This window comes from Schaalia cardiffensis, from assembly GCF_016405145.1.
Classification (GTDB): Bacteria; Actinomycetota; Actinomycetes; order Actinomycetales; family Actinomycetaceae; genus Pauljensenia; species Pauljensenia cardiffensis.
The window spans coordinates 241,833-256,210 of sequence record NZ_JAEKIA010000002.1 but is presented as its reverse complement, the minus strand read 5'-3'; the positions used below and the strand labels follow the sequence as shown (position 1 = coordinate 256,210).

The 14,378-nt window shown below is 61.1% G+C and carries 9 protein-coding genes and 1 tRNA gene; 5 read left to right on the top strand and 5 right to left on the bottom strand.

From position 1 onward, the window contains the following. Positions 1 to 134 precede the first annotated feature (134 nt). Together JFX23_RS02305 and JFX23_RS02300 are read left to right on the top strand one after the other, a co-directional pair. Positions 135 to 1,193, top strand: coding sequence for a LacI family DNA-binding transcriptional regulator (locus JFX23_RS02305; protein ID WP_040313500.1), 1,059 nt, complete (start codon positions 135 to 137; stop codon positions 1,191 to 1,193). Positions 1,194 to 1,203: 10 nt separating this feature from the next. Next, positions 1,204 to 1,866: a YesL family protein gene (locus JFX23_RS02300; RefSeq protein WP_198775537.1), complete on the top strand. Its 663-nt coding sequence runs from the start codon at positions 1,204 to 1,206 to the stop codon at positions 1,864 to 1,866. A 73-nt stretch (positions 1,867 to 1,939) separates the two neighbouring features. Here the strand turns inward: JFX23_RS02300 and JFX23_RS02295 are convergent, their stop codons facing one another. Continuing rightward, the gene (locus JFX23_RS02295; RefSeq protein ID WP_005961905.1) at positions 1,940 to 2,395 is read right to left on the bottom strand and encodes a ribose-5-phosphate isomerase; all 456 of its coding nucleotides are present in this window, start codon (positions 2,393 to 2,395) and stop codon (positions 1,940 to 1,942) included. 442 nt (positions 2,396 to 2,837) lie between these two features. Here JFX23_RS02295 and JFX23_RS02290 point away from each other — a divergent pair. Further along, positions 2,838 to 2,913: transfer RNA gene (locus tag JFX23_RS02290), tRNA-Arg, on the top strand. Between the two features lie 385 nt (positions 2,914 to 3,298). Beyond that, positions 3,299 to 4,711, top strand: coding sequence for a sodium:proton antiporter (locus JFX23_RS02285; RefSeq protein WP_198775536.1), 1,413 nt, complete (start codon positions 3,299 to 3,301; stop codon positions 4,709 to 4,711). A gap of 1,095 nt (positions 4,712 to 5,806) precedes the next feature. On the opposite strand, the gene JFX23_RS02280 is transcribed toward JFX23_RS02285, so the two are convergent. The 4 genes from JFX23_RS02280 to JFX23_RS02265 all read right to left on the bottom strand — a co-directional run bounded on the left by JFX23_RS02280 (position 5,807) and on the right by JFX23_RS02265 (position 10,143). Beyond that, the gene (locus tag JFX23_RS02280) at positions 5,807 to 6,622 is read right to left on the bottom strand and encodes a glycerophosphodiester phosphodiesterase (RefSeq protein WP_198775535.1); all 816 of its coding nucleotides are present in this window, start codon (positions 6,620 to 6,622) and stop codon (positions 5,807 to 5,809) included. Next, positions 6,622 to 7,470, bottom strand: a complete 849-nt coding sequence (locus JFX23_RS02275; protein WP_005961913.1) for a M23 family metallopeptidase — start codon at positions 7,468 to 7,470, stop codon at positions 6,622 to 6,624. Before JFX23_RS02275 ends, JFX23_RS02280 begins: the two co-directional genes overlap by 1 nt. A 295-nt stretch (positions 7,471 to 7,765) precedes the next feature. Then, positions 7,766 to 8,833, bottom strand: coding sequence for a CNNM domain-containing protein (locus JFX23_RS02270; RefSeq protein WP_198775534.1), 1,068 nt, complete (start codon positions 8,831 to 8,833; stop codon positions 7,766 to 7,768). After that, entirely contained in the window at positions 8,830 to 10,143 is a 1,314-nt protein-coding gene (locus tag JFX23_RS02265) for a hemolysin family protein (RefSeq protein WP_198775554.1), read from the bottom strand. Before JFX23_RS02265 ends, JFX23_RS02270 begins: the two co-directional genes overlap by 4 nt. Before the next feature lie 467 nt (positions 10,144 to 10,610). Here JFX23_RS02265 and JFX23_RS02260 point away from each other — a divergent pair, with 467 nt between their 5' ends. Then, entirely contained in the window at positions 10,611 to 14,375 is a 3,765-nt protein-coding gene (locus JFX23_RS02260; RefSeq protein ID WP_233050503.1) for a multifunctional oxoglutarate decarboxylase/oxoglutarate dehydrogenase thiamine pyrophosphate-binding subunit/dihydrolipoyllysine-residue succinyltransferase subunit, read from the top strand. Positions 14,376 to 14,378 lie beyond the last annotated feature (3 nt).

Sequence of the window (14,378 nt, the reverse complement as noted above, 5' to 3'; positions counted from 1 at the left end):
GGGGGGCGGCGGGCGCCTCCCGGGGCTTACCCCCCGGGGGGGGGCGGGGCCCCCCGGGGGGCCCCCGCCCCACCGCTTTTCAGTCACCGCATGCTTTCTGCCGCCGCATGATCGGAATTGAAAGAGGTTTCGCCATGGGAACTCGCGAAGGTCATGCTCGCCCCACCATCAAAGACATCGCCAAGGCCGCAGGGGTCGGTGTCGTCACCGTTTCCAGAGCACTGAACGACAAGCCTGAAGTCTCCGAAACGACGCGCGCAAAAGTCCTCGCCGTTGCCGAAAAGATGGGCTATCGACCCAACCGCCACGCCAGACTTCTCAAGCTCTCCCACAACCCCGCTGTCGCCCTCGTCGTGAAGGGCATTGACAACCTCTTCTTCCAGCAAATGCTCGACACGATGGAGACCCGGGTCCGCGAGCGCAACTATCTCCTCACCCTCGTGAAAGTGCCCCACTGGGCCGATGAGGTCGAAGAGGCCATCAAGTTCGTTGACGAAGAACTCATCGCAGGGGTGATCTTCCTCGGCGGTTCCTTCTCCCATGAAGCCTACGCATTCGAACGTCTTCACGCGCCCTTCGTCATGTCGACGGTTTCGCGCCTCAACAAGGTTCCCGATGCCCTCTACTCTTCGGTCTCAGTCGATGACGCCTTCGAAGCGGAAAAAGCTGTCCGTCATCTCATTGAACTCGGCCACACCAGAATCGCAGTTCTGGGCGTCCCCAGCACTGATGTGTCCGTAGGTGCTCAGCGCGTCACCGGATACCGTCATGCCCTCGCGCACGCGGGAATCCCCGTTGACGAAGACCTCATCCGATTCGAGGTTCTCGATCAAGGCAACCCCTATACCCTCCAATACGGCTATGAGCTCGCGAAAAAACTCCTCGCTGAACGACCCGAGGTCACCGCGATCTTCGCTATCGCGGATGTTCTCGCGATCGGTGCGATGCGAGCGATCCGCGAAGCGGGGCTGAAGGTCCCCGAGAACATCTCACTTGTCGGATTCGATGGTCTGCCCCTCGGTGATTTCATGGACCCGCAGCTCACGACCCTCGCCCAGCCTGCTCAGCAGATCGCCCGCCTCACCTGCGATCTTCTTTTCGACCAGATCGCCTCCGGCCCGAGCCGTCATGTTTTCGTCCCAGGTACACTCCACCGGGGCGGCTCAACCGGCCCCGTCCGTACCATTCGCTGAAGGAGCCCTTGTGAGTTCCCGTCTCGGCCCTGATTCCTCGATCCATCAGACCTTGTCGTGGATCGCCACCCTGATTCTTGCGAACCTCATTTTCGTCGGATTGGCGGTCCCCGTATTCACTGCGGGTCCGGGCCTGCTCGTGACGGCGCTCGTCTGCGCGCGTCTCATCGACTCTGAATCAACCGCGATTCTGCCTGCGCTCAGGTCCGCCCTGGGTGGCGCAGGAGTCGCCGCATCACTGCTCTTCTTCGGGGAAATCGCTTTTGCCCTGCTCTTGGGATGGGAGTGGATGGTCTTTTCTTCTCTCGCTGATCCGATTCTGCGCTTCGTCGCTCAAGCGGTTCTCGTCTTCGTTGCGGTCCTTCTTCTTCTCTTGCACGTGTGGGTGTGGCCGATGATGGCGCAGCGCCTGCGTGAAAAGGGAAGGATCAGCGTCACAGAGCTCCCGATGCTCCTACGCGCAGCTCTCCTCGTGTCAATCGGGAAGCTGCCGCGCTCCATTCTTGCCATTGCCGTGGCGATCGGCCCCCTTGCCCTCGCCGCTGTATCCCTGCCGTGGTTGATCCGCGTGGGCTTTTGGTTCTTGCTCTTCGGGGTTGCCTTCTCAATGTACGTGTGCGTGCTCGCCACGCACCCCGTCCTCGTTTCCTCCGATTCTCGCACTCAGGATTGAGGGGTTCAGTGTCGAGGACCTCGCCGGGGCCGAACGCGGCGAGCACTCACATGCACTCACATGCGGCGAAAACTCACTTGCGGTGAGTCTCTTCGTACTCGTCCATGAGGCTGATGCGACGCTGGTGACGCTCATCCTGGGAGAAAGGCGTCTCCAAGAAGGCGTCCACCAGGGCGAAGCACTCTTCGACGCTGTGCTGGCGTGCGCCAATTGAAACGACGTTCGCATTGTTGTGCTCGCGTGCCAGGCGAGCGGTCGAGTCGTTCCACACGAGGGCGGCGCGAACCCCCTTCACGCGGTTTGCTGCCATCTGTTCGCCATTGCCTGAACCGCCGATGACAACACCGAGCGACCCCGGCTCGGCGACGACGGCCTCAGCGGCCTCCAGGCAGAAGGGAGGATAGTCGTCAAGAGTGTCGTACTCGTGAGCACCGTGGTCTTCGACCTCGTATCCCTTCTCTTCAAGATGTTTGACGAGCTGTTCTTTCAGCTCGAAGCCGGCGTGATCGGTTCCAATATGAACTCGCATAAGGCCCTTCCTCGGGTATGAATGACGATCAACGTCACAAGTATGTCACCACATGCGCACGAAATTGGATTCACGGTCGTGCACACGAAGAAACACGCACCTTGAATTCTCCGGCTCCGTATTGAATCGACTTGCGGCCACGCGCACGTAGAACCACGGCCCGGTGCAGCTCTTGCGCAGGGGATCGTATGCACCCGGCCGCGCATTCTCTTGTCATTCCCGTAGGAATCTCCTCGCCGAATACGAGAGCGAGCGAGGCACCTCCCGAAGCGAGCATGCGCACGCGAGAAGAAAACCCTGAAGGCAGACACGAGGGGCGGGGGCTCACAGTGAAAGTGGAGCGCAGAAGGGCAGCCTGCGCTTGCTCACGGACAGAAGCGCAACAGCTTAGAGGACGTGGTCAAGCAGTGGTGCGAGCGGCTGATAGACTATCGACTCGTTAGCCCCGATAGCTCAGTGGATAGAGCGTTCGCCTCCGGAGCGAAAGGTCGCAGGTTCGAATCCTGTTCGGGGCACCACAAATCCCCAGCTCACCATTGCCCCTCGCTACTCACCACCGCTCAACGTGGCTGGTCATTGTGAATCCTCAGCTCACCATTGCCCCTCGCTACTTACCACCGCTCAATGTGGCTGAGCGCAACAGATCCCGGATTCGACACCGTCGGCTTCTATGCTTCACACTTCAACGCGGCGACTCGACTGCTCTTTCAACCGCGAACCCAAGTCGTTCCCCCGCTCGAACCCAAGTCTCTCCCAGGTTTGAACTCGAAAGACTCTTTCAGTCGTGAATGTGTTCTTCGAGATGGAGGATTCGAGGGGTGGAAGCAACTTTCCACTGAAAGTTCACAGGCTATTCTCCTAAGATTGCGTCACGAAGCATTCCCCCGAAAGAACAGGACAGCAATGACTTTCCCGTGGTGGTCGCTCCTCCCCTTCGTCGCGATGCTCGCAAGCATTGCCGTACTGCCGATCCTTCCCGCGACCGCTCACTGGTGGGAGAAACGCTCCAGTCAGCTCCTCGTCGCCCTCGTACTGGGAATCCCGACCTCCGTCTACATGTGGATGAAAGCTGGCAACGGAGCGCTCGTCGCAACCGGTGTCGAGTATGTTCAATTCATTGCCCTCCTCCTCTCACTCTTCGTCATCTCAGGTGGCATCCACCTCGAAGGCGATATCCAAGCAACCCCGAGGAACAACACGATCTTTCTAGCCATCGGTGGTCTGCTCGCCTCATTCATCGGAACAACAGGAGCGGCAATGCTCCTCATCCGTCCGCTCCTCGCGACGAACAAAGAGCGCGAGCACCGCGTTCACACCGTCCTCTTCACGATCTTCATCGTCGCGAACTGCGGAGGACTACTCACCCCCCTGGGCGATCCGCCACTCTTCCTCGGTTTCTTGCACGGAGTCCCCTTCACCTGGACCCTCGGCCTGTGGAAAGAATGGCTCTTCGTCCTCGTACTGCTCCTCGGCATCTACTACTCCATCGATTCGATCCGCTACGCGACCGAGTCGAAAGCCGCGATTGAGCGCGACACCACTGAGGTGACGCCTCTGAAGCTGCGTGGAACCTTCAATCTTCTCTTCTTCGCAATCGTCATCGTCTCCGTCGCCTTCATCCCCTCATGGGATGGTGAACTCCTCGCAGCAGGCGAAGCTCACGGCGCACAGCTTGTCCCCTGGCGAGAGCTCGTCATGCTCACGGCAGCAGCCGCTTCCTACTTCTTCGGCGACAAAACTGTCCGTTTCGAGGAGAACGCCTTCACCTGGGCGCCGATAGCTGAGGTCGCAACTCTCTTCATCGGGATCTTCTCAACGATGGCGCCTGCATTGCGCTACCTCGAACAGGTTGCTCCTTCCCTTCCGCTCAACCGGCTGAGCTTCTTCCTCTTCTCTGGCTCACTCTCCTCAGTCCTGGACAACGCCCCGACGTACATGACTTTCTTTGAAATGGCGAAGGCTCTGGGCGGAGATGGCGTTCTCATCGCAGGAGTGCCCGAGTACTACCTCGTCCCCATCTCATTGGGCGCGGTCTTGTGCGGGGCGATCACCTACATCGGCAATGGCCCGAACTTCATGGTGAAGTCCGTGGCGGATGCCGATGGTGTGGCGATGCCGAGCTTTGGTGCCTACGTCGTCAAAGCCTTCGAGTACCTTGTGCCGACGCTGACGGCAATGGTTCTCCTTTTCCTCGCTGAGTCATTGCTCGCCCATCTGCTCGGTTTCGTGATCGTCGCTGTCCTCATCATCTTCGCTGCGCTTCGTATCCTTCGCGCCAGGAAGATCCTTGCCGAGGGCGCGGCATCCACATCCTGAAGGCGGGTATCCCCAAGGGAGGATGCGGGACACAATGAGAAAACCTAGCGTCCTTCCACTAGGAGCGGGCTCAATCTCCGCTCGCTCACACACGAACAGGGCAGGAGTACTCCTTAGCTCTCCTCCTCGTGCTCGCGCATCCCACACCCATACCCTGCCCACACATATACCCTGTGTCTGTCCTCCACACCTATATCCCCTGCACTCTCACATCCCCTTCCACTCCCACGCTCGAAGGTGTCATGTACGACCAGATCCTCATTGAAAAGATCGGCATCTCCGACTCCTGGAGGATGCTCAGCCACCCCAATGACGATCTCGACGCAAACACCAGGCGAGAGACAACACCAAAACCACCTTCAGGGGCCACCACACCGACACCAAGACCCACTCAACCACCCCAATGACGATCTCGACGCATCCACCAGGCAAGAGACAACACCAAAACCACCTTCAGGGGCCACCACACCGACACCAAGACCCACTCAACCACCCCCATCATGATCTCGACGGGGTCGCGCGGAGATTGAAGGGGTCGAGATCGTGTTGAGGGGTCTGCGAGATTGTTCGCAAAACCTGCGCACCCCCACCAGACAGGACGCCCCACCCCACCAGGCAGGATGCTCCCGCGCCCAGGCAGGATGCTCCCGCGCCCAGGCAGGATGAGCAGGATGCTCCCGCCCCCAAACCCCAGCGACACGCCAAATAAAACACACATCCCGTACCGCTCACCCACAAGGCCAGACAGTCTGCCCGGTAGCCCGTGGCAAGGAGCAGGGCGGAAGAATACGACCACGAATCTGTGAATAGCCATGCCATCCCCACAGCCGAGGACGTTCCCCCCCCTGGATCGTGTGCTCGATGACGACGCCGGAGGCCCTCCCCGCAGCCAAGGACCTTCCCTGCGAAACGCAAACAACTATCCGCCAGGGATCAGCCCCGCCCCCGCAGCCGAAGATCAACCTTCACTCAGGATACTTCCCGATAACGGAGAGGAGCGTTTGTGTGCGCTCGAGTGTGCTGCCGTCGCCCTCGCCGACACCACCCTCGCGGGAGCAATTCTCTTTCTCGGGTGCGCTCCCCCCGTGTTCGCCTTCAGTCTCTCGCGAGTTGGCCGCGCGCACCCGGAGCCGGTGGCGCCTCCCACATTCCGCGCTCAGCCAGGAAATCCCTGACGAAGTGCGGACGGTTCGTCACGATCCCGTCAACACCGAGCTCAATGAGGGACAGAATCTCCTCAGGTTCGTCAACGGTCCACACGTGCACCGCGAGACCGGCAGTATGCGCGGCAGCAACGAAACGACGATCCACAACCCTCAGTGGCCCGTAAGAAATCGGGACTTGAGCAGCAAAAACACCCTGATGCGGGCCCGGGATCCGCCACAGGCGCGGCTTGCTCGCGGTCTTCGCTGCAGCAACGAGGCGCGTCACCGCACTCATGCCGATCGAGGTCGAGACCCGCCCCGCCGCCCGCGCCCGGATCCAGCGAAGTCGAGACTCGGAAAACGACGCCAAGACAACACGATCGAAAGCGTTCGCATCGGCAATGATCTCCACAAGGGGACCTTCAACGCCATCGACTTTCGCATCAATGTTGAAATACATGTCCGGGAAGGCGTCAAGAGCCTCTTCTAAGAGGAGCATGTGCGCGCCATGAGAGTCCTCGAGCTTCGACAGCTCGCGCCACGTTAAGTCTGCGATCCGGCCGACCCCGTTAAAGCACCGATCCACCGTCGGGTCATGGCTGATGACGACACGCCCATCGGCGCTCAGGTGCACATCCGTTTCAATATGACGCACCCCCAGTGTCCTGGCATTGTCGAAAGCCTCATAGGAGTTCTCCGACGCGACCTCGTCCCCACCCCGATGGGCAAGGATGATCGGTCCGAGACGAGACGACATGGGAATCATCAGCAGTTCCTCTGTCCAATGTAAAGCGCTCCGGCGTTCGCCATCCATTCTTGTGGATCCACCGGCTTGTCAGTGGAATCGCGAATCTCGAAATGCAGATGTGGTCCTGTCGACCAGCCATTCGAGCCGACCGCTCCGATCTCCTGACCGGCTTCAACCTTTTCGCCGGTCGTGACGCGAATCTTGTTCATGTACTGGTGAAGGTATGCGGAGTAGAAGACCGTGCCATCAACTCCGGTGTGCTTGATCTTCACATACGCCCCCGAATGGGAGTTCTCTGCGACTTCAACGACCTCACCGGCATAGATGGAGTAGAGCGGAGTGTCCATTGGAGCGGCCATATCAACCCCCTCGTGAACGAGGACCTGACCGGACACGGGGTTCACGCGCGTCCCGAAGGGAGAAGTGACCTCGTAGGTTCCCTCCATGAGGGGCCAGTAGATCGTCATCGGATTCACGTCGAGGCTGCGCTCACCGCTGCCGGAGACATCCGAAGGCAGGCAGGTCGTAAGAGTGAGAGGCGTGCGGACACGGGTACGCGAGGCCGCGGTCTGAGATCCAGAAAGAGGAGTCGCGGTCTGAGGTGAGATCTGTGTGGCCCATGATGTGGCCTGAGCGTGATAGCCGAGGCTTCTGGTAGGAAACTCGACAGAGCATTCAGCACCGAGAGTTCCCGACAGGGGAAGTGCGACTGTCATCGCACTCAAAGCCGCGAGAACACTGATTCTCACAGCACCGCGCCTGAGGGATCTTGGCGTATGCGAGGAAGGAATGGGGGCGTCTTGAGCGGTCCTCGCATGAATCTGGCGACGAGACGGGTACGGGCATTCAGAAGGCAGATCTGACAAGCCGGTTTCCTCCACATCGACGTATCGGCCAAAAGCCGTTCACAACTCCTCAAAACTACCGCTTCTGCGCCCCTCTTAGCCAGAGCTTCAAGCGCTTCGGGGGACGGATCTCACAGACTCACCTTCACCCCCGCGAAAACGGATCTCTCAGACTCACCTTCACCCCCGCGAAAAGCGAGGCTCTCACTGCGAATCCTCCCCGCCCTTCCCGCGAAGAACCCCGGGTTCCACACGAAGATCCGGGTTCCACACGAAAAGACGAGGCTGAATGCCGATCCACGTCCCCTCCGAGTGCCTAGCGCTCCTCACCCCGCTCCCAGGCAAGATCATCGCGCTGGAGCCCGTCCCTCACTTCGCCGACGAGTTCTTCGAGAACATCTTCAAGGAAGAGCACTCCCAACACCCGCCGGGCATCATCGACGACGAGGGCGCAGTGAGTCCCCGTTTTTTGCATATAACGCAAAGCGTCCTCGACCTCGTCCTCGGCGTTGACGGACCCCATCTTGCGGATCCTCCACGGGGTGACCGGCACATCGCGCTCCTCGGCCTTCGCATAGAGCACGTCCTTGAGATGCAGGTAGCCTGTGATCGCGCCCTCCTCATTGGTGATGGGGAAGCGCGAAAATCCCGTGACCGCGACTTCGCGTTCCACCTGTGCGGGCGTCGTCGTGCTCTCCAAAGTGATGAGCTCATCGAGGGGAACCATTGCGCTTTGTGCGGACTCCTCTGAGAACTCAAGAGCGCCGCTCAACAACCCCAAATCATCCGAGAGAGCTCCCTGGGCGGCAGACACTTCAACGATGGAGGCGACCTCCTCCGTCGTAAAAGTCGCCGTGATCTCAGATTTAGGTTCCACGCCGAACAGCTGCACGAAACGGTTCGCGAACTCGTCCATGGCGCGGATGATCGGCCGAAGAAGGTGGCCGATGGCGACAAGCACCGGCGCAAGCAGCAGGAGCATCCGCGCAGGATTCGCAATCGACACATTCTTCGGGACCATCTCAGCGAAAACGACGTGCAGGAACAAGACGAGGGCGAGGGCGAGAAGAAAAGCGACGAGGTGGGCCGAAGAGGCAGAGGCACCTAAAGCTGCCAAAGGCTCTTCCACAAGCTTGACGATCGCAGGTTCTGCCACGAGGCCAAGAGTCGTTGACGCGATCGTCACTCCGAGCTGACAAATCGCGAGCATGAGGGAAACATGCTCAAGGGCGTACATCGCATGAGCAGAACCGCGCGCCCCCTCGGCTTTCAGGGCCTCGATCTGGGAACGTCGAGTCGAAGTCGTCGCGAACTCCCCCGCGACAAAGAAGGCATTGAGCAAGAGGAGGGTAAAGGTGACGATCAGTCCCCAGGCGATATTCATAGCTCCACCTCCTCCTCTTCTGCGGCTTCGGGCGGGGCGATCGCGATCTGAGTGATACGCCGTCCTTGCATCTGCACGACTTCCAAGGTGTATCCCTCAACGACCACGACATCACCGACTTGGGCGACACGTCCAAGTTCAGCCATGACAAGACCTGCGAGAGTGTCGTAGGCCCCGTCCTCGGGAAGAATGATCCTGGTGCGTTCGGCGAGCTCATCGGGACGCAGGAGGCCGGGAACGAGAATTTGCCCGTCGGATCGGGTGCGGATCCCCCGTCGGCGCCCATCGTGCTCGTCGGACACCTCACCGACGATCTCCTCGATAACGTCCTCGAGGGTGACCACTCCAGAGACCCCTCCATATTCGTCGACGACGACCGCCATCTGGAGGCCTTCGTCGCGCAACTGAACCATGAGCGGCCCAATCGGCACGGTCTCAGGCACAGAGGGGGCTTCCGCCAAAAGCGATGAGGACACGACGGGAACTTCCGCGCGGCGCTCGAAAGGCACCGCGATCGCGCGCCTGAGAGAGACGAGGCCGATGATGTCGTCCAGGTCATCGCCGATCACGGGAAAACGGGAGTGACCGCTTTCGTGGGAGAGGGCCACAACATCGGCCGCGGTGGCGGTGGATTCGAGGATGCGCATGCGCCCCCGGTCCGTCATGACGTCGACCGCGGTCAGATCCGAAATACGGATCGCATTCATGAGGAGCGAGGCCGTGGAGGTATCGATCGTCCCCTCCTGCGCGCTGTAGCGCAGCATCGCCTCAAGTTCGGAGGCTGAGCGGGCAGAGGAGATCTCCTCTTGGGGCTCGACACCCATGAGGCGCAAGACCCCATTCGCCGTCCCGTTGAGGACGAGGATCAGGGGTTTGACTGCGCTGGTGAACAGGGTCTGGAAGGCGACGACGAGCCTGGCGGTTTTGAGTGGATGGGCGAGCGCAAGGTTCTTCGGGACGAGCTCGCCGAAAAGCATCGAAAAGGCGTTGATGACAATAGCCGCGATGAGTACGGCCGCGCCGCTCGCGAGAGCGTAGGCGAGGCCCGTGCTCACAAGCCCCTTCGAGAGGAGATCCGCGAGAGTGGATTGCGTCGTGTAGCCCAGGAGGATCGTCGTCAAGGTGATGCCGATCTGGGCTCCGGACAGTTGAGTCGATAAGGTGCGCGTCGCCGCGAGGACGGCTTTCGCCCGCGGGTCTCCTTGTGCGGCGCGCTTCTCAACGATTGCCTGGTCGAGGGCGACGAGGGAGAACTCGGCAGACACGAAGATGAAAGTCCCCGCTGTGAGGACGACGCCGAGTAGGAGCATGAGAAGGTCAAAGAGCACTGGGGCTCCTTGAAGGCAGAGAACGGGAGGGGAGAATCCGGGTTGGGTGATGCGATGTCTCACCCGTACTATCTACGTCCATCGTTCCTCAGTCTACCGGGGAGGAGAACAGCTCCGCCTGTCCGGGAGCGAGCACATCTTATCCGCCGCTCGTCGAAGGGCGCGGGGTACGCCTTGCCAATCCGAGAGCCTGTTCTTCCTTTCTGGATCGAGTGCAGCACTCAAAACTTCCTTCAAATGCTCCTCAATTCCTCACCACGCAATTGCAAATTCATCTCGTTCTTCGTTTAAAGCAACGCCGAAGCCTCGTCAAATCTCAGCAAATCCGGGCCTTTAGGCCTAGATCGCACCTATGCTGGCGTCAAGGCTTCGATGACGAGCAAAAGGAGATCCGCGTGGCCACCAGCGAGCAGGAGCAGCCAGGAGCGGAAAACTGGTACATCCAGCGTATGCGCGAGGCCTACCTCGCCGACCCCGCATCCCTCGACGAATCATGGCGTCGCTACTTCTCCACCCAATCCGCACCCCCGCAGCTCCGCGCCGCCAAACCCCCGATGTCCCCGCTCCAGCGCGAGCAGGAAACGACGCAAGCCCCCACCAGCACCCACATCCTCGCTGAGGAAGCATTCGCCCACGACACAGCGCAAGCGGGAACGAACGAGGAATCCGTCACCCGCTCAGACCTCCCCCCGGCCCCGCCCTCCATGATCGCTGAAGCGAGCAGCCCCTACACCCGCCAGCTGCGCACCCACTCCGCATCGATGCGCAGTTCGAACACGCTCAACGAGGACGAAAGCGCGCTCCTCAAAGGCGTTGCCAGAGCAACCGCGCGCAACATGGACGACTCCTTATCCATCCCCACCGCAACCTCTCAACGCCAGATCCCCGCAAAACTCCTCATCGAGAACCGAGCCCTACTCAACGCCCACCTTGCGCGCACAACCGGCGGGAAAGTGTCCTTCACCCACCTTATCGGATCCGCCCTCGTCGAAGCACTATGCGAAATGCCCGAACTCAACGTCCGCTATGAGATGACAGGCGCAAAACCCACCATCCACCGCCACGCGCACGTCGGCCTCGGCCTCGCCATCGACGTCGCCATGAAGAACGGCGAACGTTCCCTGATGGTGCCCGTCATCCACGACGCCGACACCCTGACCTTCATGGAGTTCGTCGCCGCCTACCAAGACATCGTCCAACGCGCCCGCACGGGCGAACTGACAACCGCCGACTTCGCAGGCGCGACCATCACCCTGACGAACCCGGGAACCTTGGGCACGACCACTTCCGTGCCTCGCCTCATGAACGGCCAAGGCGCGATCATCGGTGTTGGCGCCACCGACTACCCCGCCCAATACCGGGGGGTTTCCGCCAGGAGGCTCGCCTCCATGGCGATCGGTAAGACGATGTACCTGTCATCCACCTACGACCACAGGATCATCCAAGGCGCGGCCTCGGGGCGTTTCCTCGGCCTCATCGACAAGAAGCTCTCAGGCGTTGAAGGCTTCTACGAGAGGGTCTTCACCTCCTTGCACGTCCCCGTCAGCCCCTACGCCTGGGAAGCGGACGTGGAGTACGACCCCGAACGGGAAAAGGGCAAGCCAGCCCGCATCGTTGAACTCATCCACGCTTTCCGCTCGCGCGGCCACCTCGCAGCCGACACCGATCCCCTCGCCTACCGGGTGCGCCATCACCCCGACCTCGATATGACACGCTACGGCCTGTCCGTCTGGGACCTCGACCGGCCCTTCCCCACCGGGGGGTTCGGGGGAGTCGACCAGATGCTCCTGCGCGACATCCTCACCCGACTGCACGACACCTATTCGCGGTCCCTCGGCATCGAATACATGCACATCCAAGACCCCGAGCAGCGCGCCTGGGTCCAAGAACGCATCGAAGGCCCCTACGAGGCGCCCTCAGCGGCTGAGCAACGACACATCCTGCAAACCCTCATCCGCGCTGAAGCCTTCGAAGAGTTCCTCCAAACGAAGTTCGTCGGCCAAAAGCGTTTCAGCCTCGAAGGCGGGGAGTCCCTCATCCCCCTACTCGACGAGATTCTCGCCCGCTCAGCCCGCAACGGCCTGCACGAAGTCGCTATCGGCATGGCCCACAGGGGCCGTCTCAACGTCCTCGCGAACATCGCGGGCAAGTCCTACGGGCAGATCTTCTCCGAATTCGAAGGCCACCAGGATCCCTCAACCGGGCAAGGGTCCGGGGATGTGAAGTACCACCTGGGCACCTGGGGCGTGTACTCCCTGGACGATGGTGTCGCGACGAAGGTGTACATGGGAGCCAACCCCTCTCACCTCGAAGCGGCCGACGGCGTCCTCGAAGGGATCGTACGGGCCAAGCAAGAGGAGCTCGGCGACCCCGAACTTCCGATCATCCCCGTCCTCGTTCACGGCGATGCCGCCTTCATCGGCCAGGGCGTCGTCCAAGAGACCCTCAACCTCAGTCAGTTGAGCGGCTACAAGACCGGGGGCACGATCCACGTGATCGTCAACAACCAGATCGGTTTCACGACCGGCCCGACCTCGGGGCGCTCCACCCGCTACCCGACCGACCTCGCCAAAGGCCTGCAGATCCCGATCCTGCACGTCAACGGCGACGACCCCGAAGCGGTCGTCCGCGCGGCCGCCCTCGCCTGGGAGTACCGCACCGCGTTCCACAAGGATGTCCTCATCGACATGGTCTGTTACCGGCGGCGAGGACACAACGAGGGCGACGACCCCTCAATGACTCAGCCCGTCATGTACGAGCTCATTAACCGCATCCCCTCCACACGCGCCGTCTACACGCGTAATCTTGTTGGTCGCGGTCAACTCACCGAAGCAGAAGCCCAGGCCTCCATCGCCGAGTACGAAGAAGAACTCTCCCGCATCCTCGAAGAGACCCGCGAAAAGCGGCTCTCGAACGCCGAGGGCGCCGAAGCTTCAGCTGACAAAGCCCCGGGCACAGCCCCGGCGGGTTTTGGCTCACCAGCGGGCGAAGAGGCGGTCCCCAACTGGGTCGCGCACGAATCCCAGCTGCCCGGACGAGGAATGATGATCGGATGGCAGTCCTGCGCCTCAGAGGACCTCATCCGCAGGATCGGAGATGCGCACACCGCCTTCCCCAGCGGTTTCACGCCCCATCCGAAACTCGCGCAATTGTGCGAACGGCGCCGCGACATGGCCTATGGAACCCGCCCCATCGACTGGGGATTCGCGGAGCTCCTCGCATTCGGGACCCTCCTCATGGAGGGCACGCCGATCCGCCTGTCCGGCGAAGATGTCCGCCGCGCGACCTTCGTCCAGCGTCACGCGGTCCTACACGACTTCCTCGACGGAAGAGAGTTCACTCCCCTCCAGTTCCTCACCGCCGACCAGGCGCGCTTTGACGTCTACGACTCTCCCCTCTCCGAATACGCGGTTCTCGCCTTCGACTACGGCTACTCAGTGGAGCGACCCGACGCCCTGACCATTTGGGAAGCACAATTCGGGGATTTCGCGAATGGTGCGCAGACCGTCATCGACGAGTTCATCTGCTCTGCTGAACAGAAGTGGGGACAGCGTTCTTCGCTCGTCATGCTCCTGCCCCACGGCTACGAAGGGCAGGGGCCCGACCACTCCTCAGCCCGCATTGAGCGCTACCTCCAGCTCGCCGCCCAGGACAATATGTGGATCGTTCAACCCTCCACTCCGGCGAACCACTTCCATATGCTGCGCCGTCAGGCCTACCAGCGGCCCAGGCGCCCGCTCATTGCTTTCACTCCGAAACAGCTGCTGCGTTTGAGCGCCGCGACCTCCAGCATTGAAGAATTCACCTCCGGTTCTTTCCGCCCCGTCATTGACGAAATGGATCTTTCAATCGATCCTTCGGCGGTGACTCGCGTCCTCTTATGCTCTGGTCGCGTCTACTATGACCTTCTAAGAGAACGCGAGGCGCGCTCCGATCGTTCAACCGCGATTGTGAGGCTCGAGCAGCTCTACCCGCTCCCGGAAGCCGAGATCCGCGAGGTTCTCGACGCCTACCCGTCCGCTCAGGTCTCCTGGGTCCAGGACGAGCCCCGGAATCAGGGCGCGTGGCCGTTCCTCGCTCTCAATATGTTCATGGAGTGGTCGAAGCCCGTCCGCCTCGTTTCGAGACCGGAATCGGCGACGACTGCGGCCGGACGCGCGTCCCTTCACAAGGCGCAGAACGCCGATCTGATCGCGCGCGCATTCGACCGCTGAAGG

Bases quoted from the DNA above. Each gene is read 5' to 3' on its own strand.
- JFX23_RS02285 (WP_198775536.1), top strand. From the start codon at position 3,299: ATGACTTTCCCGTGGTGGTCGCTCCTCCCCTTCGTCGCGATGCTCGCA.
- JFX23_RS02305 (WP_040313500.1), top strand. From the start codon at position 135: ATGGGAACTCGCGAAGGTCATGCTCGCCCCACCATCAAAGACATCGCC.
- JFX23_RS02295 (WP_005961905.1), bottom strand. From the start codon at position 2,395: ATGCGAGTTCATATTGGAACCGATCACGCCGGCTTCGAGCTGAAAGAA.
- JFX23_RS02270 (WP_198775534.1), bottom strand. From the start codon at position 8,833: ATGAATATCGCCTGGGGACTGATCGTCACCTTTACCCTCCTCTTGCTC.
- JFX23_RS02280 (WP_198775535.1), bottom strand. From the start codon at position 6,622: ATGATTCCCATGTCGTCTCGTCTCGGACCGATCATCCTTGCCCATCGG.
- JFX23_RS02260 (WP_233050503.1), top strand. From the start codon at position 10,611: ATGCGCGAGGCCTACCTCGCCGACCCCGCATCCCTCGACGAATCATGG.
- JFX23_RS02265 (WP_198775554.1), bottom strand. From the start codon at position 10,143: ATGCTCCTACTCGGCGTCGTCCTCACAGCGGGGACTTTCATCTTCGTG.